Source organism: Rhizobium sp. KNZ14-9A (assembly GCF_056755015.1).
This window is the reverse complement of sequence record NZ_JBPGXB010000001.1, coordinates 193,736-216,505: the sequence shown is the minus strand read 5'-3', so window position 1 is coordinate 216,505 and position 22,770 is coordinate 193,736. Positions and strand designations below refer to the sequence as shown.

Here is a 22,770-nt window from a genome sequence, read left to right as displayed (position 1 = left end):
GCGCTGCAGACCATTCGCCAGTGGACGAAGGAAAACCATTATGTCCTTCACGACATGGCGGCAGAAAAGCTTTCGGCCAAGGTCGCGGATCGTTTCTGGAACGAACACAACTTCGTCTTCCGGAAGTCGGACGGGCTGTTCTACCATGGAAAGGGTGCGACCCCTGCCTTCGACAACTGGGCGAATGATGCGACCGATCTCGGATTCGCGAGGCCTTAGCCCGAACAATGTCGCGGCTATTCTGGAGAAGGAAACAAGCGGCCTCGACGCGCGGTTCTTCTCCGGTTTCGCGGATGTGTCGGAACTGCCGAGCGCCTACAAGAGTGCTGCCAACGTGCGGTCGCAGATCGAGCACTACGGCCTTGCCGAAGTGGTCGACGAGGTGATCCCCTATACGCTCGGCTTGAAATTCGCTCCGGCTATCCTTGCTATGTGCAAGCAGACGAATGACAAAGGCCTGACCACAGCTTTTCAAAAGCACTGTATGAAAGCGTGAGCGATCATTCTACTGACCAATGTTTGGATATAAAAATTGGTCAGAAAAATGCGATTTGTTGCCAGTGACCAAATTCTATATACAATCTTCGGTCACAAGGTTGGATAATTATGCCGGATCCCACATCGGACACTCTGGAACGCATTCACCAAAGGATCGCCAGTGCGGCGCCTTCGGGCGTTTGGTCGCGCTCCGATTTCCTGGATATCGCAACACCGAACGCCGTCGAAAAGGCGCTACAGAGGCTGACCAATCGTGGCGACATCCGACGCCCTCATCGTGGTCTCTACGACAAGCCAGCTATCAGCCAACTGACCGGCGGAACAGATCTTTGAAAAAAACGCTTGCAAAACCTCGTGCGATTAGACGACCCCATCTTGTTCTGACCCCATAACGCGGGTCGGCTAATAGCGTTTCACCGAACCGATTGAGCAGCAAGTTTAGCCGCTCAACGGGTTTGCTTCGGATTAAGATCCCGCGCTTTTGAAGACGACCGTAATATTCAAGCTTTAGAACTACGCGCAGCCAGGTCTCCAGCAACGCTGGTTTTTTTCAGGCGGCCTTTCAATAGTCCCTGAGAAGGCCGCGATGGCCCCACCCACATCCCCGATAAGTTCGCTCGCGGCGGCGACGCGCGAGTCGTAGGAATAGCCAACGATCCGATTGGCGGCGGCGACCGTACCGTTGTAGACGGTGGTCAGTCGGTTCAGATTGTTGTGGCTCTGACACTCGTCGGGAGGAAAATTGCATCGACTACGCGCTTGCCATTTGGACCGTTTCTTTGTCTAGGACTTTCGATTGTTGCTGGAATTCAGATTGCATTCCAATCCCCATGCCCGACTTACTCGTTGGAATAATGTTCTAGTGGATGGCGCAATGAGGCGGTAATCCGGTTCGGAGCTCATCGTAGCTGCGCCTTGATGCCAGGTCCCTTCTACTCGGCCGCAATCCTACCAAGCCGGCTCGCCGATTGAATCGTCTCCAAATCATGTAGCCGGACGCTCGGGCAAACCTTCTTGGCGATCTCGGTCAGGTGCTGATGATGCGTCAGATAGATTACCTGCCCACACCCGGCCATCTCGGTGAACAAACGGAAGGCCTCCTCGGCACGGAAGTCATCGAAGGTTTCCATGATGTCGTCGGCGATGAACGGAATGGGTTCGCGATTGGCGACGAACTCGTGATATCCCGCCACCCGAAGCGCGAGATAGAGCTGGAACCGTGCGCCCTTGGACAACTCGTCGGCGATCTTCGAACCGCCGTTCGCCGAGACCGCGATCAGGAGTTCTCCATCCTTGCCGGGCTGGGCGGCGACACCCGTGTAGGCACCGCGACTGATGGTCCTGAACGCATCCGACGCCCTTGTCATCATCCCGCTTCGATGCCGATCTCGAAAGAGCTTCAGCGCCTGCTCGGCGGCGGTTATCCCCGCGCGAAGTTCGAGGTAGCGCCCGGCGCGTTCTTCGATCTCCAGCAAAATGGTGCGCCGCTGCTCCTCGATTTCCGCGACGACGGAATCGCCGCCTATGGCGTCGAGCGCTTTCTGCATGGTGGAGCGCTCATGGAAGACGTCGTGACATTTTCTGTCCTGGTCTTCGAGGATTGGCGTCAGCAAAGCTAGCTGGCCCTCCAATTCTTCTCTATTCGCCGACGCGAGCCTCTCCTCGACGTCACCGATATCGTTCGCACCACTGATCTCGATGAGTTCTTGCTCGACGTCAGAAATGGAAGTCCGCAGCACCTGCCGCTTCGAGGAAAGCTCGATAAAGGTCTCGACCTCATCCAGCGTGGTACACTCGAAGAACGCTGCCATCTTTCCTATTTGGAGATCGAGTACCTCCTTGGTGACAAGGTATTCGCGCTCTTCTTCTCGCTTCTTGTCGAGGTCGCGTCCCAGCTTCTCCCGTTGCTCCCTGCCCCGCTCTGCAACCATGAGACGGTCGGTGATCGTCCGCGTAAGCTCCGTGAGAGAGGCGGATTTCGGGATTTCCAGGCTGTCGCACAATTCGAACACCGAAGCTTCGAACAGAGCGCTATCCTTTTCCATCTTCTGGATTCGATCGACGAGGCTGTCTTTGGCTTCGATTGCCGAAGCTAGTTTTTCGAGAACGTCGAGGATCCCGTTGACTGCATCTACGTCTGGGAAGATCGACGCCTCCCCTAACCAGCAACCGTTGCAGAGCTCGAACCATCTGGCGTCCCATTCCTGCGCGGCTTTCGACGCATCGGTCATCGCACGGGCACGCGCGGCGTTATCCTCCTTCAGTCGCACCAGACGGTCTGCCTGATCCATGGCGAGGTTGAAGGCATCGAGGCCCTCTTCGGCGGCTGCGAACAGCGTTGCCAGATCGGCGTCGCAGCCGGCGGCCAGGCCCGTTGCCTTGATAGCCGCAAGCAACTGTTCCTTCGATTGCTGGGTCCTGTCATGGATTTCCGCGACTTCCTGGTCGATGGCCGATAGATCGTCACGTGCCCTTAGGGCAACGGTCCTTCTACGCAGCCATTCTTCCAGTTCTGAGGGATCGACACCAAATTCGGCACCGGACGAAATCGATGCCAACGTTAGGGACATCTCTGCCCGTAGTTCCGCGAGGGAACGTGCGGCCGCTTCAATGCGCTCGCGGGCAGTTTCGATATCGGAACCTGCGGATGCTCGGCTCAACATCAACTGCGCCAGCTTGCTGGCCTCCGCGAAATGCAGGAGCCGTTGCGAAACGAGGTGATCGTCCGCTCTCATGGCATGCTCAAAAGCGTCAGCCGATTGCACGTCCATCGCCTGACGATGTGCAACCCATGCCCTTTCACGGGCGGCTCTGCTAGCCGCGACTGAAGGTTCGTCGATCTCCCCTGCCCGAGCGCGGAGGACTTGGATCTCCGCGTCCATCCGTCTGGCGTCCGGCTCAAGGCGCTCAAGTTCGGCGCGCGTTGTCTTCGTCCGCTCCCGACCGTCCTGGTATCGAGTTCCTCCAATCGTTCAGCTTTGCGGCCGACGGCACGCTCATTGCCGCCAGATCGGCCGGACTGCCGCCCCAGGGAGCCAGATGCGCGAGGCTTTCCGACAATACGCCATCCGCGTTCTCGCGCCGCCGCATCAGGGAACGGAACGCGACCTCGTCGCCGGCTTTCGGCAGAGCTTTAACCGTCGCCGCAAGTACTTCGAAAGCCCTGATCCGTGCAGGATCGCGAAACTCCTCGAAGAGCGAAATCCGGTTGCCCTCATCCTGAAGGGCGCGTTCCGAACGGATAAGCTCTTCCTCCGCGGAAGCGCGACGAGCTTCGACCCCGGACCTGGCGCTGATGAGCGATCTGAGTTTGCCGACGGTCGCCGCATCCAGAACCAACCGCGCAGGCGTTTTCTCGTCGGCTTTGCCTAGCTGCAGAAGGAGCGTTTCGACAGAGAGTTCAGCGACCCGGCCAGTAAGCTTCGGGATGTCGACCTGCGCCGTCAGGTATCTGGGTTCGAATGTTTTCGTGAGATCGGCGACGCGCGCCGCGAGGCCAAGAGCGACAGCGTCATCGGCCATCCCGTCAATCTCGTTCTCGATCTCCGCAATAGTACGGGCAACCTCGTCCAGCTTGACGCGGATTTCGATTTCACCCTTGCGGATTGCCGGGAGTTCGATCTTCCACGATTCCGGTGGATCGGACACCGTCTCGAGGGCATCGAGCTGGCCTCGAAGCCCGGTAAGCCTGCGCATCGTCGGAAGCGCTCGTAGGACACGGTTGATCTCGTCAGCCTGGCGCTGGGTGTTCGCACGCTCGGTCAAAGCCTGATTGTAGAGACCGTCGAGGCGCTGCAGTTCAGCCAACCTCTTACGATACTCGGTGGCCTGGAGGTCGAGTTCTTCGCGTTTTTGCTTCAGCTCCGTCAACCGCAGCTTGAGCTCACTCAGTTGGCTGCTGCGCCCCCGAAATTTATAGAAGGTGTCCGCATCCCCGCGGATCGTCAGGAGCTGGCGGCTGAGATCGGAAAGCCCGGCGCTGGCGGAGAAAAGCAATTCGCCCAGGTCTCCCTTGCTTGCCAGAATACTCTCACCACCTTTTTCGAGTGTGATGTCGTCCAGCGAAAACATTGTCGAGAACGCGTCACGATCTATTCCGCCAAGGTCGGCCCGGATCTCCGTATCGGCGAGGCTGCGTTCTTCACGATCGAGCAAACTGTTCTGGGGCCGCTTGATACGGACGAAGTCTCTGTCCTGACCTCCCACATGAACGTTCGCCCCTAAGCGCATCGTATTATAGGGGTGCTGGAACCCGTATTTGGTCGTATTGCCGATCCCGAAGATCAGATCGAGGATCGCGTCGAGCGTGGTCGATTTTCCAGCCTCATTCGGACCGTAAATGACATGGAGGTCTGGAGATCCGACGGGACGCGATCCGAAATCGATGACGGCATCGGTGAACTTCCCGTAACGCGTCAGGTCGAGACGGTTGATGCGCACGCTATTCTCCCTCGCCGCCGCGCAGACGCGCCAAGACCTGCGACGCACCGTCCTTGGCAAATTGCGCCAACAAGTTCTCGAAAGACCCCTCGTCCTTGCCGAAGATCTCGCGGAGCTCGGCCGGGAGCTGGGCCCGCAGTTCGTCGGCGATCGAGCGAACCTCGTCGCGATATTCGGTCGAGCTATGGATCTCGCTGTCGATAATCGCTGCAAGTTCGTCGAGCGCGCTCGGCCGTGCATCTTGCTGTTTGGGCGCAACCGACGACGTCACGACCTTCTCGATCCAGACATTCCCGATCGTCGCACCGCGTGTCTCGAGTTCGGTCCGGAGAAGGTCGGCGTCTCGCCGGATGCGCCACGCGAGTTCGGTGGCTCCGGTTATTTCGACGCGGGCAACCAGTTGGTCGGCGGACACCGCTGAAGAAAGGCGTTCCAGTTTGCCTTTCGCCTCCAGAACCACATCTTTCCAATCAGTCGCCCTGGAGATATCGACGACCAGTCTCTCGAACTGGGCGATGGCGGTTTGGCGTTCTTCGACGACGACGGAGCGGTCATCCCTTATCGTGACGAGGGAGACGGACTTGGGGCCGTCCTCGTTTATATCCCTCCCCTGAGGAATACCGGGCATGACGATCGCGGAGGATAAGTCCTCGACCGCCGACCTCTTGTGAATGTGGCCGAGTGCCCAGTACCGAAATCCCGTTTGGCGGAGGTCGGCGACGCTACATGGAGCGTACAAATCGTGTCCCGCAGAGCCGCCGAGACTGGTGTGCATAATGCCGATGTTCACGGTATCCGGAACAGGAACGGCGTATTGTCGAAGGAGGCTCTCGGGCGCTTGCGGTTTCGCAAAACTCAGTCCGTGGATTGCCACGGGGAACCGGCCGGAAGCTCGGTCGATGGCGATGGTTTCCGCCACGGAACCGAACACTTTGACGGAATCCGGCATAATTAGCTCCGCGGTGATTTTGGAGAGCGCATCGTGGTTGCCGCGAATGATGAACGCCCTGATGCCTGCCTCGTGCAAACGCGCAAGCTGCTCAGCTAGGAACCGCGCGGTCTTCATCGATGTCTGGTCGCCATCGTAGAGATCGCCAGCGATGACCAACGCATCTACCCGTTCATCCAGGCATAGATCGATGATGCGGACAAACGACCGTCGGGTCGCCAATCCAATCAGCTCGGAAAGCTCGGCATTGCGCAGGGCCAGCGTCCGCAGCGGGGAGTCGAGATGAATGTCGGCGGTGTGGATGAATCGATAGACCAAAGCAGAACCTCATCTGTTGGTCGATCTTCGTAGCCCTTACAATTTGCCCGCGCCAGCCCTTATTCTCGGTTTGTTCTGGTAATCCCCAAAAAGCTGGGTGCTATGACGGATGCTCGCAAGGGCTCTGCCATTTCGGGCCTTGACCTGCTCCATACCTTTTGTTCGACACCTCTACGCCGATGGCGCGTGAGCATCCTTCACGAGTTCGGCTTTAAGGCGTGCGGTTTCCAAACCGAGTTCGATGAACTGGCGAGCATGTCGGGCCAAAGCAACATTGTCGTCCCAAAGGTTTCGCCAGATCGCCGTCTTCAACGACAAATCTTTGTCAACGATGGCCGTTGAGAAGGATTCGAACGTGACGTAATCGTCCCGTCCGATGGCGACCAGAGCGTCGAAGATGGCGGCAAAATCGATGTTGCCCGTTCCGAGATAACCACGATGGCTTTCGCCGATGTGGACATAGCCGATCTTGTGGGCGGCATTGCGTATTGCCAGTCCGACGTCAGCTTCCTCGATATTCATGTGGAAGGTGTCGAGATGCAGGAAGACGTTCGAGGCACCTGTGTCCTTGATGTACGCTAGGCCTTGGGCTGCCGTATTGAGCATGTTGCTCTCGAAGCGGTTGACGATTTCGAGATTGAGAGTGACGCCGGCTGCCTTCGCACGATCGGCGACCCGCGACAGCGTGGTAACACTCGTTTCCCATCCCTTGCGGGACAACGCATGCTCCTGCTTTCCATGCGAGGAACTCAGGATACCGGCGAGCTTTGTGCCACCTAGATCGCGAACCAACGCAACGGCTCTGTCGAGTATGGCCTCACCGTTGGCGACCACCGACGGATCATCACTGGAGATGTCACCATCGGTCGGAAGACCCATGCTCACCGCGACGTCGAGGCCCAGTTCCCTGATGCGGGACGCGAGCCATTTCACGTCGACCAGCTTTGGATCGAGATAGGAAAACTCCACCAGCTTAAAGCCAAGTTCATGCGATCTGGTAAGTGTACGCTCAAGCTCATCGCGAGACGAGCCAGCACTCCAGACGAACGAGTGGACGCCGATTTTGGACATGACACTAATATCCTGAATTTCATTGAAGCGAAGGCTCGCCAGGCCCGAAGGCGCCGGCGAGCTCCTGGGAGGAAACGTTAGCGGGCTGCGGTCCAGCCCTTGTAATCCTTGACGTTGTCAGCAGTGATCAGCTTCGGGTCGAGCAGGACGGTGTTCTCCGCCGGCTTCTTGCCGTTCAGAACATCGACAGCCATCTTGAGGGCGTCGCCGGCCATGACGTACGGGTCCTGGGAAGCCGAGGCCTTGATCATGGAATTGCCGCTTGCGAGCGACTTTTCGATATCTGGGGCACCGTCGACGGCAGTGATGAAGAACTCGTTGCGGTTCAGCTGCTTGGCGGCAAGCTCGGCACCGATGCCCGTCGGGTCATTGATGGCGAAGACGGCGTCGATCTTGTCGAAGCGCGTCAGCAGGCCCTGCATGACTGCGAGGCCGCCATCACGCGAGCCCTGACCGTTCTGGTCGTCTGACAGGATCTTGATGTCCGGGCTCTTCGCGAGCACGTTCTTGCAACCCTGCACGCGGTCGAGGATCGAGGACGATGCCGGGCCGTTGATGATGACGACGTCGCCCTTGCCCTTGAGCTGATCGACGATGTACTGGCACGCCTCTTCACCTGCCTTGATGTTGTTCGTCATGACCGTGACATCAGCGCCCGGAGCCGAAACGTCGAAGGCGGCAACGATAACGCCTGCAGCCTGGGCCTTCTTGACGGCCGGAGCAATCGCCTTGGCGTCGACGGCGTTCAGCATGATGATGTCAACGCCTGCGGCGATGAAGCTGTCGATCTGCGAAACTTGCTTGTTGAGGTCGTAGTCTGCCGAAACCGAGGTGACCTGTACGTTCGGATTGATTTCCTTGGCGCGATCCTCGATGCCCTTGATGGTCGCAACGAAGAACGGATTGCCAAGCAGACCGACGGAAATGCCGATCTTCTCCAGGTCTTTGGCGGCTGCCGGCATTGCGATGGCTGCGGCCAGAGCGGTCGCTGCGAGCAGTTTCGAAATCATGCGCATATTTTCCTCCTTATGGCGCTTCCTGCGCCCCGTTATCCGGCAACCCCGGTTCCTCCAGTCGCACGTCAGGTGCGGCTAAGTCCTTTGAGCCTGTAGCGGTCGAGCGCTACGGCCACGATGATGACAAGTCCCTTGATGATGTACTGCCAAATGTCGGAAACGCCGACGAGGATGAGGCCGTTGGACAGCACCGCGATGATGAGTGCGCCGATCAGCGTACCCCAGATCGAACCGACACCGCCGACGAAGCTGGTTCCGCCGAGAATGACGGCTGCGATCGCGTCGAGCTCGTAGGATTGACCAAGTTGCAGGCCGTTCGCGGCATACAGGCGGGCTGCGGACATCACGCCGCCAAGCCCCGAGAGCAGACCCGACATCGAGTAGACGAAGAGCAGCACCAGCGGGACCTTGATCCCGGTGAGGCGCGCTGCCTCGACGTTTCCGCCGACAGCGTAGATCCACGTGCCCAATACCGTGCGCTTCAGGATGAACCACGAGATCAGGATGGTCGCCAGAGCGATGATCGCCAGCCATGGCACGCCGAAGAAACTGCCATTGCCGATGAAGTCGAACGGCAAGTCGGGATTGAAAACCGTCGTGTCGCCGCCGAGAAGTCTGGCGATGCCGCGCATAGCGGTCAGCGAGCCGAGCGTGACGATGAAGGGCGGAAGCTTCAGCGCCGAAATGATCGTGCCGTTGACGACACCACAGGCAAGTCCCACGCCGATCGCAGCAGGAATACCCAGCATGCCGACGTCCGGCCAGAGAGACACGATCACGCCAACCATGGCCGAGGCCGCAAGGATAGAACCTACCGACAGGTCAATGCCGCCCGTCAGGATCACGAAGGTCATCCCGGCAGCCAAAACAGTATTGATCGATGCCTGTTGCATCACGATCGACAGGTTGTTGACGCTTAGAAAGCGGCCGCTCAACAGATGAAAGCCGATAGCCAGGATGACGAGCACTGGCAACATACCGAGCGCGGTAAGCGTCGATCTGAATCTTGCCTTGCCTGCGTTCAGCTGGTCGGTTGATGTCGAGGTCATATCTTTATCCCGTCGTCTTTGTTGTCCGGCTTCAGGCGACTTTCGATGCCGATCCGGTGGAAAACGCCATGATGGCTTCCTGGCTGATTGGCTGATCGGGCGTCGCCAGAACTTCACCCGCGATGCGGCCCTCGCGCATGACAAGGACGCGATCGGCGATGCCGATGATTTCCGGCAAGTCACTCGAAATCACGACGATCGCGATGCCTGCCTGCGCGAGCTCGTCGATGATCCGGTAAATCTCGGACTTGGCACCCACATCGACACCGCGCGTCGGCTCGTCGAAGATGATGACCTTGGGCTTCGTTTCGAGGAGTCGTGCAATCAGTGCCTTCTGTTGGTTGCCACCCGACAGAGCGCCGACATTGATGCTTGCACTCGACGTGCGAATGGAAAGCGATTTGATCGCGCGGGTGGCACGCTCCCTGGCGGCGGCAAAATTCAAGATGCCACCGGGGCCGGCGTCCCTGCTGATAACGCCGATATTGATGTTTTCGTTGATCGTCATATCGAGGAAGAGGCCAAGGCCCTTCCGGTCCTCTGTGAGATACGCGATCCCTGCATCCATCGCGTCCCGCGGTCCGCTAATGGCCAGTTCCCGGCCCTCCAAAGACACCGTGCCGGCCGTTTTGGGGTCCGCGCCGAAAACGAGGCGCGCTAGTTCCGTCCGACCGGACCCAACCAGGCCCGCGATGCCGAGGACCTCGCCTGCCCTTGCGTCGAACGAGCATCCGAGAACTCGGCGGCCGTCACCAACATCTTTCACTGAAAGAACCGTCTTGGCCGCCTGCACAGGTGCACGATGTTCCTTTTTGTAGAAAGTGGAGAGATCGCGACCGACCATCATCGAGACCAGTCGGTCGGCGGACAGTTCTTCGCGCTCGAGCGTGCCGACGTAGGCGCTATCGCGCAGAACGCTGACACGGTCTGCGAGCGCGTAGATCTCTTCCATTCTATGGCTGATGTAGATGATCGCTATGCCGCGCGCCTTAAGCCCCGCGATGACCTCGAAAAGGCGTTCCGTCTCCCTGGAGGTCAGCGAAGTCGTCGGCTCGTCCATGACGATGATCCTCGCGTTGGTGGTCAGGGCACGCGCGATCTCCACCATCTGACGTTCGCCCAACGAGAGCGTTGCCACGAACTGTGACGGTCCGAAGTTAATGCCCAGCTGCTTGAGAATTGGCTCGACACGGGCGCGTGCCGCAGCCTTATCGACGACACCATAGCGCGACGGCTCGGCACCCAGGAACATGTTCTGTGCAACCGTCAGGTTCGGCGCGAGCGACAGTTCCTGATAGATGACCGCGATGCCATTTGCCTTGGCCTTGATCGGATCGCCGGACACGATCGGCTTTCCGTCGACGAGGACAGCACCGCCAGGATCCGCAACATAGGCGCCGGAGAGAACCTTCATCAGCGTCGACTTCCCGGCGCCGTTCTCACCCATCAAGGCATGGACTTCGCCGGGATAGACGGTCAGCGAGACGTTGGTAAGAGCCTTGGTGCTTGCGAACGTCTTGCTGATATTGCGCATCTCCAGGATGGGTGCTTGCGTTTCGGTGTTTGCCGCGCTCATGCGTGGAACTCCTTCCTTGGCTGCGTCGCCTCCGGCCCGTCGACCTCAGCTAGTGTTCGCCACGTGTCGCGGTATGCTTCAAGACCAAAGATTTGCGCCGGCGCTACCTGACTGGTCTCATTTGCGAACGGCTCTAGGCCCATCGTGTCGAAAACAAGAGCCGCGGCACCAAAGGCACTGCCTTCGGCCGTCGCGCTGGTGAAGATCGGCTGCGCGGGCCGCAGTTGGGCGAGTATTTCGGCAAACAACCCGGTCTTGACTAGGCCACCGTCTATGACGATCGCGTTATCGGACCGAATGAGATCGAGGGACAGACTGGTCATGAGAACGACGTATAGAAGCGCGGCGGCCGCCCTCTCCTCGCCTTCCACCTCCGGTCCCACGAACCGGCCTTCGAAGCCTTGCATCGGGCCGCCCAGCGCGAACGACGGCAATGCGAATACGCCTTTTGCGATTACCCGAGACAATGCCTCAAGACTCACAGGCTTGTTCCAACCGCCACTGGCGCGATCGTACTCTCTGCCGCCCATGAAACGGATCGTCGGCGCTGGCTTCCCATCGACCGTAACGTTCGCGAGCATATCCCTATCTTCGTCCAGCGCTTCGAGCGGGCATGCCGAATTGAAGATCACGACCCACGTCCCGGTAGACACGAGGGTGAAGTCCTGGAATCCAACCGAACGATAGTAGTAGAGGGCCGAATTGCTGTCGTGAACGCCATTGTGGACATTGACGGAGCGCGCCTCACCCGTTCCGTCTGTGAGGTTCCAATTGCCCAAAACAGCGCCTGCTTTTTCGAAAGCGGGCATCTTCTCACGCCAACCTCGACTATCGACCAGACTGCTGAAATCACCGCGCAGCGGTGCCCAAAGGTGAGAGTGGCAGCCGATGTAAGATACCTCCGACACCTTGCGGCCAGAGAATTTCCACGACCAGAACTGGGGATAGGGAAGAACAGCATCGGCGCGGCTCAGCGCCTCGGGCTTGACGGCCTCCAGCCAAAGCATGTGCCGCCCGTAGTTGAAACCCAGCGGCAGCCTTGGAGAATATGTCTCGGAGAAAGCCGGGATCGACATGTCGATGCGATCCCCCAGCGACGCAGGAGGTTCCTGTTCATAGTCGAGGATCGGATGCACCAGGTGATCCTCCTCAACGAGCGCAAATGTGCAGCCATGACCGGAAAAGATGACGTGTCCGACCGAGTGCACTTCAATCGCACGCGTCAGCGCGGTCTTCATCCAGCCGAACAGAGCGGCGTCGTCGAGCACGCGAAAACCTTCGTACTCGCCCCATGACGGCTTCGTTCGCGTCTCCGAAAGTACCGAGCCATCCGCTCCGAACACGAAGAGTTTCGAGTTGGTCTTGCCGAGATCGAAGACCGCGATCGCGTTTGGTGGCATCATGACTGACCTCCGACCGTCGCGATCATTATCGTAACCCCCGCATCCTCGAGCATCTTTGCTCCGACGTCCGACAGTCCGTCGTCGATGACGATCGTGCCGATACGGGAAAGCGGGAGAACGACATTGCGCGGTTGAATCGAGAGTTTGCGGCTATCTGCCAGAAGCACGATTTCGTCCGCACAACCGCTCAACTCCCCAATCGCCTTCGTTAACAACGGGTGCGATTCCAGAAGTCCCTCGCTGCTGATACCCTGAGTGCCAAGGAAGAACCGCGAGGCGAAGAAGTCGGGCGCGCCGGCGGACGCATCGTGGATAATTCCGGGCTCTCGATACAGCACACCGCCCGCCAAGGTCAGATGGCAAGTCCCGTGCTCGCCGACATATGCGGCCAAAGGCATGGAGTTCGTGTAGAGGCGGACGTTGCGGCGAGCCAATTGCAGACCGAGTTGATAGCAGGTCGATCCCGCATGGACGATTATCGAGTCCCCGTCTCGCACCAGACCCGCGGCCATCTCAGCGATCGCACGCTTTGCATCAACAGCAATGTCGCGGTTTTCGTCATATGGCCGAGCAGAAAGGCGCGCCACGGTCGATGACTCGTTAGCGGATATCCCACCGTAGACCTTTCGAGCAATTCCGATGTCGTGAAGCTTATCGATATCTCTTCGGATTGTCGCAGGGGAAACGCCAAGCCGCTTCTGCAGGTCACGCACGGACGCGAAGGGCCGCTCGCGAAGCATTTCTGCGATCAGGCGATGGCGATCGGAATCGTTCAAGACAGTCCTCCACTGACGCTTCTCCCTGAGCGCTTATGACGAACTATAATCACATCATGTATAGGATCGCAACACGAGAGACGCAAAATCTTCATCGTTGACGATCTGCAATCACATTTATAGGATCGAGCAAAAGTTCGCTCATGAGCCAGCCGAACCGGAAGGCGAGTATCAACGCAGCAGGAGGGAAAGATGATATGACCCAACCGGACCCCAGGAACACGGAACTATTCAAGAGTTTTCTCGGGCTTTCCAGCCAGATTGGCAGCGACATCCTCAAGACGCAGGGCGCGGGCGGCAATACGTCGATCAAGAGCGACGGCGTGATGTGGGTGAAGGCATCGGGCACGTGGCTTTCCAAGGCGGATATTGAAGACATCATGGTCCCAGTTGTCGTCGATCCGCTGGTTGCAGCGCTTCGCAATGGCGACGTACGGGCCGAGAAGTCCACCGATTTCGTTGTTTCCGAACTGAATTCCAGCGGCCTTCGGCCATCGATCGAAACCAGTTTTCACGCGGCACTCAAAAGTCCGGTGGTCGCGCACTATCATTGCGTGAACGCAATTGCTCTGGCCGTTCTTGAAGACCGCGAGGCTATGCTGGCTGAATGCATGAGTGCCGTCTCCGATCTCAGATGGGTCACGGTTCCATACAGGCGTCCAGGAACTCCACTCGCCAGGGAGATCGAGAAAGCAGCCGCATCGATGCCGGACGTCCTCATCCTGTTCAATCACGGGATCATCGTTTGCGGTGACACGGTTGAGGAAGTCGCCGGTCGTATCCAGCGTGTCTCGAAGGCCCTTTCACGCGAAACCCGTAACAGCGGTCTGGCCGACGTCGATGCGCTGGAACGGATCGCGAAGAATTCCGGCTATCATCTGGCGCGCGACAGTGAAAGCCACGCCGTCGCGCTTTCGAATGTCAATCGAGGAATTGCACTTGGCGGCTCGCTTTATCCGGACCACGTCATTTTCCTTGGAACGGAGATAGGCGTGCTTTCAGAGGGGCAAAGCGCGGCCGACCTCGAGGCCGCATCTCACCGCGAAGGTCGTGAAGCTCCGAAAATGCTGATCGTCCCGGACAAGGGAGTACTCTTGTCCAGCACCCTCACTGCAGGTGGCGAGGTTATGGCCCGTTGCCTCTCGGAGGTGGTGGGCCGCATCCCTGAAGAGGCGTCGGTAGTGTATCTTTCGAAAGACGACGAATATGAATTGACGCACTGGGAAGCAGAGCAATATCGACAAGCGCTCGACCGAGGCTCCGAAAGGCGGAACGCGTGAGCGCCAAAAATAGCCAACCAGTTGCACTCGGAATCGATATCGGCACGTCCGGCGCTCGGGCCTCGGCTATCGACCGTGCGGGAAATCCGGTCGGCTTCGCCACGGCACCGTTCGTGTCGCCGGACGAGATGCGGCAACCCGCCTGCTGGTGGGACAGGGTCAAGGAGGCGATAGAGCGTCTCGCCGAAGCAACCGACTTCAGCTCGATTGAAGGCGTTGCTGTTGATGGCACGTCCGGGACGGTTCTATCGCTCGATCGTGCCAACGAGCCGACAGGTCAGGTCCTCATGTACAATGATCCCTGCCCTGATGCTGCAATCATCGAAAGCATAGCAAGTGAGGCTCCGGCGACCAGCACGGCAGTCGGCGCGAATTCGGGCCTTGCCCGAGCCATCTATTTGTCGCGCCAGGACCGTGCTCATGCCATCGTACATCAGGCCGACTGGATCCTGATGAAATTGGGTTGCCCAGGGCGGGTCAGTGACGAAAACAACGCACTCAAGACCGGTTTCGATCTGGGAACGGAACGCTGGCCGGATTGGATCGAAGCCGCGGGAATGGACGTATCCAAGCTGCCCATGGTCTATCGTGCGGGCCAAAAGGTCGCTCCGGTCGAGGGATACCTGCTGGAACTGGGTCTGGCCAAATCCGCTTGGTTCCATGCGGGAACGACCGACGGCTGCGCTTCGTTTCTTGCTACGGGAGCATCGGCCATTGGCGACGCGGTAACCGCCCTCGGATCCACGATTGTGCTCAAGCTTGCATCGGACGCTCCGATCAGCGCGCCCGAATATGGCATATACTCGCACCGTGTCGGGCGGTTTTGGCTTGTTGGTGGTGCTTCCAACAGCGGTGGAAACGTCGTGCGCGCCCTACTCGGCGATGACCGTCTGGACGAACTCACCCGAAAAATCGACCCGGACCGCAAACTGGATCTGGATTACTATCCGCTTCTGCGACCCGGCGAGCGTTTTCCGATCAACGATCCTCATTACCCGCCCCGGCTCACGCCGCGTCCCGCCGAGGATCACGCATACTTTCAGGCAATCCTTGAAGGCATGACCGAGATCGAGAGGTTGGGTTATCAGCGGTTAAGCGAGTTGGGAGCGCCAGCAGTGACAAGCCTTCGAACGGTTGGGGGCGGAGCGCGAAATCCCGTTTGGACCGCCATGAGGGCGCAGGCTATGGGGGTGGACACTTTGGCTGCGAAATCGGTCGAGGCAGCCGTCGGTACAGCTGCGCTGGTGCTTTCCCGATTGGATGGCGGAAATGCCTGAACTAACGCCGATCACTCTACCTCGACTCGCGCCGGCATATGACGTTTTCTTCGTCGACCAGTTCGGGGTACTGAGGGACGACGCCGGTCCCTATGAGGGTGCAATCGCTGCCCTGTCCAAGCTCGCATCGGCGGGCCGGAAGGTCGTTATCCTATCCAATTCAGGCAGAAGCGGTGAGTACAATTCCGAGCGGCTCGTTAGCCTCGGTTTTGCTTCAGGAAGCTTCGATTTCTTTGTCACATCGGGAGACGTGGCATTCGATATCCTCTCTCGACCTGAAAAGGCCATACCGAAAAAGGCTCGATGCTTGACGATATCCAGCGGTGGAGACACCAATCTCGCTGATCGGCTTGGGCTCATCTCCGCACAAGACGCCTCCGACGCCGAAATTGTCATCATCTCCGGCAGCGAAGCCGAACGAATACCGATGGATGACTACCGCGAAATGCTGCGTCCGGCGGCCGAGAACGGAATCCCCTGTTACTGTACCAATCCCGACATCCATAAATTGAGCAACGGCTCCATCGCGCCGGGCGCAGGCACCATCGCCAAGCTCTACGAGGGGATGGGCGGTCACGTCACCTGGCTTGGAAAACCGTATCCCGAAATCTACGAACACGCATTGAAGCTCGTTGGTGTCACCGACCGTCGTCGCGTAGTCTGCATTGGCGATAGCATCGATCACGATATTCTGGGCGCGAAGTCGGCTGGATTGGATTCCGTGCTGGTGCGTACCGGTATTCTTGCTGACGTCAGCGATGAGCAGATAGAAAAACTCTGCGAAAATGCGCGTGCCTACCCCAGGAATATCCTCCAGCATTTTGCATTTTAGTCCCGGACTTTGGCGCTGGATTTGCGGTCTTGGAAGGGTTGGCGTAGTCCCGAAGGCCGCCGCCAGTCTCGCTAGCAATTGCTTCGCCGGGCGTTAACGCGGAGGGGTTGCGTTTCGGCGCAACGAGCGCCGAAACCAATCGTGGCTATACGCGAGGAAGCTTAGAGGGGCAGTTTTCAGTGAAACCGTTGCCGACATTTAGAAGGCGTAGCAAGCGATACCGGGCGCGGACGAACATTTGAACGGAGAACAAGATGGCGCGAAAAGCACGAGACCCGATCGATGCGGTCGTTGGCGGAAATCTGGCACGTATCCGGAAGACGAAGGGATTAAGCCAATCCGCCATCGCCGAGGCTTTGGGGATTTCGTTTCAGCAGGTGCAAAAGTACGAGAAGGGTTCAAATCGCGTCAGTGCCGGCGTTCTCTACCATCTGTCGCAAGCTCTCAGCGTTTCCATGGACGACTTCTTTAAAGGTGCCGAAACCGTCGAGCGGGATACGATCTCCATACAGGCGACAGGTCGCGTGTACGTCTCCGGCGACCTTGACCGGGTGAAGAATGCTGGCGTCAGGAAAGCCCTTGCGAGCCTTATCAAATGCGTTTCGACAGAAGTGGACGACGATTCACATTGGTCTGCGTCCGGTTCTCAGTGAGCCCGTCGCCTCTGGTACAGCAAGGCTCGTGCTATGAAACCTCCTCGGCACTATGGCGCGAAAGGCACGAGATGTCCCACTAGACATCTGTTCCCAATTCTTTGGTTAGCACCGGATTATCCCCTGCGGCATCAATGACGGTCCATCCGAGCGCCCGATAAAACCAACAGCATCTCTCGCAGCGTTCACGACCAGTTTCTCGACGCTATGAGATGATGCGAGCGCTTCGAGATGGACCATGAGCGTACGGCCATCCTTTTCGTTGGAAATCCTGCCTGATTCCGACCGTTCGAACACACGCTTCCCTGTCGGTCATCAGATCGAGACGAGCCGCACCGACAGCCCTGCTGCCAAGCATAAGCAGAAACGGGATATGCCCTGGCATACGGTCATCCGGATGGTTTGCGTCCTATCCAGTCAGGCCACGAGCCTCGAACAAGATAGTTCGGCGGATGTCGTGATAGCTCGCCATTGTTCATCCGTGATCACATTGACGACCTCGACGGTTATCCTTGCGTGCCATACAACGACGTGTGTTCGCGTGTGGTGGTCGCGACCTTGAGCTTATCGATCTCGCGCTGGCTCTGGTCAGGGAGACACACGGAAACGACGTGGCGCTAGCTGTCGCGAAGCGGCTGGTCGTGGTCGCACAGCGCCAGGGCGGCCGGTCGCAGTTCAGCCCGTTCCTCATCGCCCCCGCCGATCCGACGTCGCAGATCGCCAGGATCCAGCAGCATGTGATGGACCATCTGCGTGAACGGCACACGCTTGAATCTCTGGGGAAGCTTGTCGGAATGAGCACACGCAGCCGACACTTCGTGCAGGCCACAGACCGCACCCCGCACGAGTTCGTGGAGCGGTCAAGAGTAGACGCCGCGAGGAACCTGCTTGAGGGTAGCGATCTTCAGCTGAAGACGGTCGCCTACGACTGCGGATTTGGCACGGCCGACAGGATGCGGGCCGTCTTCAGGCAGCGGCTCACCGTCACTCCAGCCCAGTATCGCGCAAGCTTCCGGAAGACGCGGTGATTGTGCGGCCACACCTAGAGCCGCGACCGTTCGGCCAGTTCCAGAAGCCGGCCGCAAGCCTCGCGGAGATTTCTCTGGGGAGCATTCGCGACGCCCAGAAGCAGCCCCGACTGTGCGTTTCCTGGCGACACGAACCACGGCGAAAGCGGCGCCGGAAACAGACCGAATGGGAGAGCCTCGCTTACCACGGCGACGTCCGAAATGTCGTTCTGCAGCCTGAGCAGGACCGCGAGACCCGGTGTCGAAACATCAACGACGCAGTCGGAGCTTGGAAGGGCAGCAAGCACGGCCTGCTGTCGCGAGGCATAGAGACGCTTCATGCGGCGTAAGTGCCTTAGATAGTGGCCCTCCCTGATGAACTCCGCGACAGCCATCTGCACTGCGGGACCTGGCGCTGGCATGAGGCAGGCGGCCATCTCCGCGAACAACGGCACCAGCGCAGGGGGCGCGATGACGAAGCCGAGCCGGAGCGCCGGGCTGATGGTCTTGCTGAAGGAGCCGATGTGGATGACACGTCCTATTCGATCCAGCGAGGCAAGAGCGGGGGCGGCTCTACCCGTCAGCTGCAGTTCACTCAGGTAGTCGTCTTCCACAACCCATGCATCATTCGCCGCTGCCCAGTCGAGCAGAAGCAGACGTCGTTCGAGGGACAGGGTGTGGCCCAGGGGTGCCTGCTGCCCCGGTGTGACCACCGCGAGCCTCGCGCCGGGGCATGAGCGCATGCCGTGCTCGACGTCGATTCCCTTCGTATCGACCGGGACCGGCGTGACCGAGAGACCGGCCAGTTCGACCCCTCGTCTAGACCAGGGGAAACTTGGCTCTTCCAGCCAGGCGGCGTGCCCGGCCAGCTTCAGGGCGCCGAGTGCAAGCCCCAGACCTGCAGCATATCCGTTGGTCACTATCACCTGGTCCGGCGAACAGTTCATGCCACGGGCTATGGCCAGAAAGGAGGCGATCTCGCGTCTCAGCTCTAGCTCCCCACGCGGGTCCGGGTAGAGCAGCGGCGCCCTTGCTCCGCTACGCACCGCCTGGCCGTGCAGACGGGCGAACAATGTTGCCGGGAAGACATCCGTGGCAGGCACGCCCATCTGAAAGAACGCAGGTCCCTGCGTCATTTCCAGATACATTTGCATGAACGCACCGGGATCCACCCGCGTCTGCATATCCGCAACGGCACCCGGCCGCTGCGCCACGCGGGTGCCCGCCGCCCTTGAAGCCTCGATCAGCTGCGCGGCAGCAAGCTTGTCATAGGCGGCCCGGACGGTTCCGCGCGCGACCCCAAGCTCGGCCGAAAGGTCCTGCCAGGAAGGCAGACGCGCTCCCTGTTCCAATACGCCGTCCTCGATCGCCTTCCTGATTCCGGAGTGGATCTGTTCCGAGAGCGATGTCCGTGCGGAGCGGTCGATGGAAAGGCTAAGTTTGGTTCCCATGGGTTCATGGTACACTGTTTCTGCATGTTCTTGGTTCTTTTCTTTGTGCCACGGCAGCGGCATCTTCAGGCCATCGAAAGGAGCACGTCCATGAAGATGAAAAACCTGTTGCCCGCCGCCTTCGCGGCACTGTCCTGCATCATGGCGTCGCAAGCATTGGCGCATGATCCGCGGTCCGAAACGGTCACTCCCAGGTTCCGGGAGGCTATCCCGAACGTACCGGGCAAGTCCCTTGTCGCCGTCGAAGTCGACTACGAGCCTGGTGCGGCCTCCCAGCCGCATACCCATGCCAACTCAGCCTTCATCTACGCTTACGTCCTTTCTGGCGAGGTCGAGTCGAAGGTCAACGACGGCCCGGCTCGCATCTACAAGGCCGAAGAAGGCTGGTCGGAGCCGCCTGGCGCAATTCATTCCATTAGCCGCAATGCGAGCTCGACGGAGCCAGCCAGGCTGCTTGCCGTCTTCGTCACCGATACCACTGAAACGAAGCTCACTTTCCCCGTGAAGCAGAAGTAAGGAGAACCGACATGACACAGAGGCTTGATTACAACCAGGTGGCCCCGAACGGAGCGAAGGCTCTTGGAGGCGTATATGGATACATCACCCAGAGCGGCCTGTCGGGAGAACTTGTCGACCTCGTCTATCTGCGCGTATCGCAGATCAACAACTGCGCCTACTGCCTTGACATGCACACCCGCGAGCTGGTCAAGCGGGGCGTCAGGGCCGAGAAGCTGGCCCTCCTTCAGGCCTGGGAAGAAGGCGGCAACCTCTTTTCCGAGACGGAGCGTGCAGCTCTCGCATGGGCGGAGAGCGTTACCCTCGTGGCGCAGACGGGCGTGCCGGCCAGCGCCTATCAGGCGGCGCGGAAGGTTTTCGACGAGAAGCAGCTCGTCGACCTCACCATCGCGATCAGCCTGATGAACAGCTATAATCGCATGGCCATCAGCTTCCGCAACACGCCGCAGGCGGTGCGGTAAGCCGGCCGAAAGTCGGTCCCAATCAACCGATGAATGGAGCGTGCCATGATCCCGCTGGAGATAGCCGGCATACGCATTCCTGACAGCAAGCTCGCAGGGGATGTCACCCAGCTTATACGCGACACGGAGAGCGAGCTGCTCTTTCACCACTCGTGTCGCGTCTACTTCTGGGGAGCCATGAGCGGGAAAAGCAAACGGCTCGTCTACGATCCCGAACTGCTCTACGTCGCCTCCATGTTTCATGATCTCGGACTAACGGCGCAGTTTGCAGACAGCCGCCTTCGCTTCGAAGTGAATGGGGCAAATGCCGCGCGCGACTTCCTGCACGCGCGTGGCATCTCAGAGGGCGACATCGAAACGGTGTGGAACGCGGTCGCCTTGCATACGACGCCCGGAATTCCAGAGTTCATGCGTCCCGAAATTGCGCTGCTCCAGGCCGGAGCCGGGATGGACGTCGCCGGGCGAGGATTCGAACATTACACAGAGGCGCAGCGTAATGCTGTCGTCGCGGCGTTTCCTCGCGAAGCCGACTTCAAAGACGGGATCATCGACGCGTTCTACCAGGGCATGAAGCATAGGCCGGAGACCACCTTTGGAACCTTCAATGATGACTTTCTGGCCGCGAAGGATCCGCAGTTCAAGCGGGTGAATATGTGCTCGGTTATCTGCCATTCGCACTGGGAACACTGAAACCTTCCTGAAGCGTGAGCAGAAGCGTCAGGACACACCAACAGGCCTTCCGTGGCAGCTGCATCCCGCGAAATCTCGGCGGGAGGCAGACGTCGGGAGGATCTCGTCACAGCGTTCGACCGGCGCTCCGGAGGACGGCCAGACAGCAACCTTCTCACTCACCGCATGAGCCATCTGCAGCGACCACCCAACCGGCGCACAGGTCAGGTGTGTCCTTGGACACGGTTCGGCAATAGCGTGACATTCTACGATGACAGGTACAGACATGACTGAACGAAATTTCCTGGTGACAGGTGCAAGCAAGGGCATCGGTCGCGCACTTTCAAATCGCCTCGCCGCCGCAAGCCACCATGTGGCCGGCATCGCCCGCGGAAAGGATCCTGACTTCCCTGGTACTTTGGTCTCAGTTGATCTCAATGATACACAGGCCTCAGAAATGCATTCAGGGAACTAGCGCAGCTCTACTCCTTCGACGGCGTTATCAGCAATGACGACGGGGACCCCGCTCCGATAATTAGTCCCTTCAGAAGGAAGTCGAAGACCGGTTCAGGCTGTCCCTGGACCGTGATGACCACTAACGGCATCCGGTGTCAATGATAAGGAGATAGACACGTTCTACGAGGTCCCACATAGGGCTGGTAGCTGTTGTCCCATTCGCGATAGGATACATAATGGTCATAGCACCATTGCACATGCGCTGCGGCGAGACGCCCGCGCTTGGACGGAGGCGGACTTGTTGCGATCGCTCCCGCCGCTACGCCGGCGGCGAAGGCGGTCGCCGGAAACCAGTAGCCGTTATAGTAGCGATAGCCCGGCCGAAAGCCGAAGACGCCTCTGTATCCGTTGTCGTAGTAGAAGCCGCCCGCCGCATAGAAACCGCGGCGGAAGGAAACCGCCGTCACATTGTCCGTGCTGATCAAGGCATCGGAGATCGGCTGCATCGGGATCGCCTCGGCCGGCTGTATCGTGGTCGCGAGCGTCAGAAGGCCCGCTCCGATCGTCGTTGAAATTTTCATCATGGTCTTGGTCCTGTCCAAATACGAAATGCGCGTGTTACCGGCGCAGCGACCGCAATTCCCTGAGCGACAGCGCCCGGTCGCCATCAATATCCGCCTTGACCAGACGCTCGGGAATGAAGTTTGCGAACTCATCGCGCGAAATCTTGCCATCGCCATTCCTGTCCATCATGGCCTTGCGCTGCTGCAGGTCGGCGAGCTGCGCACCGGCGCTGCCACCCGTTGCGGATTTTGCACGGTCGACCGCCGCCTGGATCTCCTGCGGATCGAGAACACCGTTACGATTGGCATCCAACCGATCGAACAGTTTCGCTCTGCCCGCTTCGATCTCGCTGAATGCGAGCTTCCTGTCGCCGTTCGTGTCCAGCTCGCGAAACATGTCCCCCGCGCGCTCCCGCTCGGAGGCCATAGCGCTGCAGCTCCCAAGCAGCACTGATCCGAGGATTGCGATCGTTCTTTTCATTCTCGTCTCCATTCCAAAGACAGATGGC

General features: G+C 59.1%; 19 protein-coding genes and 3 pseudogenes. 10 read left to right on the top strand and 12 right to left on the bottom strand.

The genetic code is table 11. The features are described 5' to 3' along the window. Together ACR9ZQ_RS01060 and ACR9ZQ_RS01055 are read left to right on the top strand one after the other, a co-directional pair. Positions 1-496, top strand: a pseudogene (locus tag ACR9ZQ_RS01060) (hypothetical protein); the annotation flags it as partial. Between the two features lie 110 nt (positions 497-606). Beyond that, positions 607-816: pseudogene (locus tag ACR9ZQ_RS01055) on the top strand (DUF6088 family protein); the annotation flags it as partial. Between the two features lie 614 nt (positions 817-1,430). Here the strand turns inward: ACR9ZQ_RS01055 and ACR9ZQ_RS01050 are convergent. The 9 genes from ACR9ZQ_RS01050 to ACR9ZQ_RS01010 form a co-directional block, all read right to left on the bottom strand. Continuing rightward, positions 1,431-3,380, bottom strand: a complete 1,950-nt coding sequence (locus ACR9ZQ_RS01050) for an ATP-binding protein (protein WP_481426606.1) — start codon at positions 3,378-3,380, stop codon at positions 1,431-1,433. Positions 3,381-3,405: 25 nt separating this feature from the next. Beyond that, complete coding sequence (locus tag ACR9ZQ_RS01045) at positions 3,406-4,938, bottom strand: AAA family ATPase (RefSeq protein WP_481426605.1); 1,533 nt, start codon at positions 4,936-4,938, stop codon at positions 3,406-3,408. A gap of 1 nt (position 4,939) precedes the next feature. Further along, entirely contained in the window at positions 4,940-6,205 is a 1,266-nt protein-coding gene (locus ACR9ZQ_RS01040; RefSeq protein ID WP_481426604.1) for a metallophosphoesterase family protein, read from the bottom strand. Positions 6,206-6,376: 171 nt separating this feature from the next. Beyond that, a complete protein-coding gene (locus ACR9ZQ_RS01035; RefSeq protein ID WP_481426603.1) occupies positions 6,377-7,276 on the bottom strand; it encodes a sugar phosphate isomerase/epimerase family protein in 900 nt (299 codons plus the stop codon). 77 nt (positions 7,277-7,353) lie between these two features. Further along, complete coding sequence (locus ACR9ZQ_RS01030; RefSeq protein ID WP_481426602.1) at positions 7,354-8,292, bottom strand: ABC transporter substrate-binding protein; 939 nt, start codon at positions 8,290-8,292, stop codon at positions 7,354-7,356. A 65-nt stretch (positions 8,293-8,357) separates the two neighbouring features. Beyond that, positions 8,358-9,341: an ABC transporter permease subunit gene (locus ACR9ZQ_RS01025; RefSeq protein ID WP_310384147.1), complete on the bottom strand. Its 984-nt coding sequence runs from the start codon at positions 9,339-9,341 to the stop codon at positions 8,358-8,360. 31 nt (positions 9,342-9,372) lie between these two features. Beyond that, positions 9,373-10,917 (bottom strand): sugar ABC transporter ATP-binding protein, encoded by a 1,545-nt coding sequence (locus tag ACR9ZQ_RS01020; RefSeq protein WP_481426601.1) that lies wholly within the window; start codon positions 10,915-10,917, stop codon positions 9,373-9,375. Beyond that, the gene (locus ACR9ZQ_RS01015; RefSeq protein ID WP_481426600.1) at positions 10,914-12,320 is read right to left on the bottom strand and encodes an FGGY-family carbohydrate kinase; all 1,407 of its coding nucleotides are present in this window, start codon (positions 12,318-12,320) and stop codon (positions 10,914-10,916) included. Before ACR9ZQ_RS01015 ends, ACR9ZQ_RS01020 begins: the two co-directional genes overlap by 4 nt. Then, entirely contained in the window at positions 12,317-13,096 is a 780-nt protein-coding gene (locus tag ACR9ZQ_RS01010; protein WP_310384141.1) for a DeoR/GlpR family DNA-binding transcription regulator, read from the bottom strand. Before ACR9ZQ_RS01010 ends, ACR9ZQ_RS01015 begins: the two co-directional genes overlap by 4 nt. A 143-nt stretch (positions 13,097-13,239) precedes the next feature. Between ACR9ZQ_RS01010 and ACR9ZQ_RS01005 the strand changes: the two genes are divergently transcribed. The 5 genes and pseudogenes from ACR9ZQ_RS01005 to ACR9ZQ_RS00985 all read left to right on the top strand — a co-directional run. Continuing rightward, positions 13,240-14,376 (top strand): class II aldolase/adducin family protein, encoded by a 1,137-nt coding sequence (locus tag ACR9ZQ_RS01005; protein ID WP_481426599.1) that lies wholly within the window; start codon positions 13,240-13,242, stop codon positions 14,374-14,376. Further along, positions 14,373-15,653: an FGGY-family carbohydrate kinase gene (locus tag ACR9ZQ_RS01000; RefSeq protein WP_481426598.1), complete on the top strand. Its 1,281-nt coding sequence runs from the start codon at positions 14,373-14,375 to the stop codon at positions 15,651-15,653. Before ACR9ZQ_RS01005 ends, ACR9ZQ_RS01000 begins: the two co-directional genes overlap by 4 nt. Continuing rightward, positions 15,646-16,485, top strand: coding sequence for a TIGR01459 family HAD-type hydrolase (locus tag ACR9ZQ_RS00995; RefSeq protein ID WP_481426597.1), 840 nt, complete (start codon positions 15,646-15,648; stop codon positions 16,483-16,485). Before ACR9ZQ_RS01000 ends, ACR9ZQ_RS00995 begins: the two co-directional genes overlap by 8 nt. 254 nt (positions 16,486-16,739) lie before the next feature. Further along, entirely contained in the window at positions 16,740-17,138 is a 399-nt protein-coding gene (locus tag ACR9ZQ_RS00990; protein WP_481426596.1) for a helix-turn-helix domain-containing protein, read from the top strand. A 566-nt stretch (positions 17,139-17,704) separates the two neighbouring features. Then, positions 17,705-18,166, top strand: a pseudogene (locus ACR9ZQ_RS00985) (GlxA family transcriptional regulator); the annotation flags it as partial. A gap of 14 nt (positions 18,167-18,180) precedes the next feature. Here the strand turns inward: ACR9ZQ_RS00985 and pdxR are convergent. Continuing rightward, on the bottom strand, positions 18,181-19,596 hold the full coding sequence (pdxR, locus tag ACR9ZQ_RS00980; protein ID WP_481426595.1) for a MocR-like pyridoxine biosynthesis transcription factor PdxR: 1,416 nt from the start codon (positions 19,594-19,596) through the stop codon (positions 18,181-18,183). Positions 19,597-19,686: 90 nt separating this feature from the next. Here pdxR and ACR9ZQ_RS00975 point away from each other — a divergent pair, with 90 nt between their 5' ends. Genes ACR9ZQ_RS00975 through ACR9ZQ_RS00965 form a run of 3 tightly spaced genes read left to right on the top strand, consistent with a single transcriptional unit; the run spans position 19,687 to position 21,263 of the window. Beyond that, positions 19,687-20,112 carry a cupin domain-containing protein gene (locus ACR9ZQ_RS00975; protein WP_481426594.1) on the top strand — a complete coding sequence of 142 codons (426 nt, stop codon included), beginning with the start codon at positions 19,687-19,689 and terminating at the stop codon, positions 20,110-20,112. Positions 20,113-20,123: 11 nt separating this feature from the next. Beyond that, on the top strand, positions 20,124-20,573 hold the full coding sequence (locus tag ACR9ZQ_RS00970; RefSeq protein WP_481426593.1) for a carboxymuconolactone decarboxylase family protein: 450 nt from the start codon (positions 20,124-20,126) through the stop codon (positions 20,571-20,573). Between the two features lie 45 nt (positions 20,574-20,618). Next, positions 20,619-21,263, top strand: coding sequence for an HD domain-containing protein (locus tag ACR9ZQ_RS00965; protein WP_481426592.1), 645 nt, complete (start codon positions 20,619-20,621; stop codon positions 21,261-21,263). A 590-nt stretch (positions 21,264-21,853) separates the two neighbouring features. Here the strand turns inward: ACR9ZQ_RS00965 and ACR9ZQ_RS00960 are convergent. Next, the gene (locus ACR9ZQ_RS00960; protein ID WP_481426591.1) at positions 21,854-22,282 is read right to left on the bottom strand and encodes a BA14K family protein; all 429 of its coding nucleotides are present in this window, start codon (positions 22,280-22,282) and stop codon (positions 21,854-21,856) included. A 34-nt stretch (positions 22,283-22,316) separates the two neighbouring features. Continuing rightward, positions 22,317-22,742: an EF-hand domain-containing protein gene (locus tag ACR9ZQ_RS00955; RefSeq protein ID WP_481426590.1), complete on the bottom strand. Its 426-nt coding sequence runs from the start codon at positions 22,740-22,742 to the stop codon at positions 22,317-22,319. Positions 22,743-22,770 lie beyond the last annotated feature (28 nt).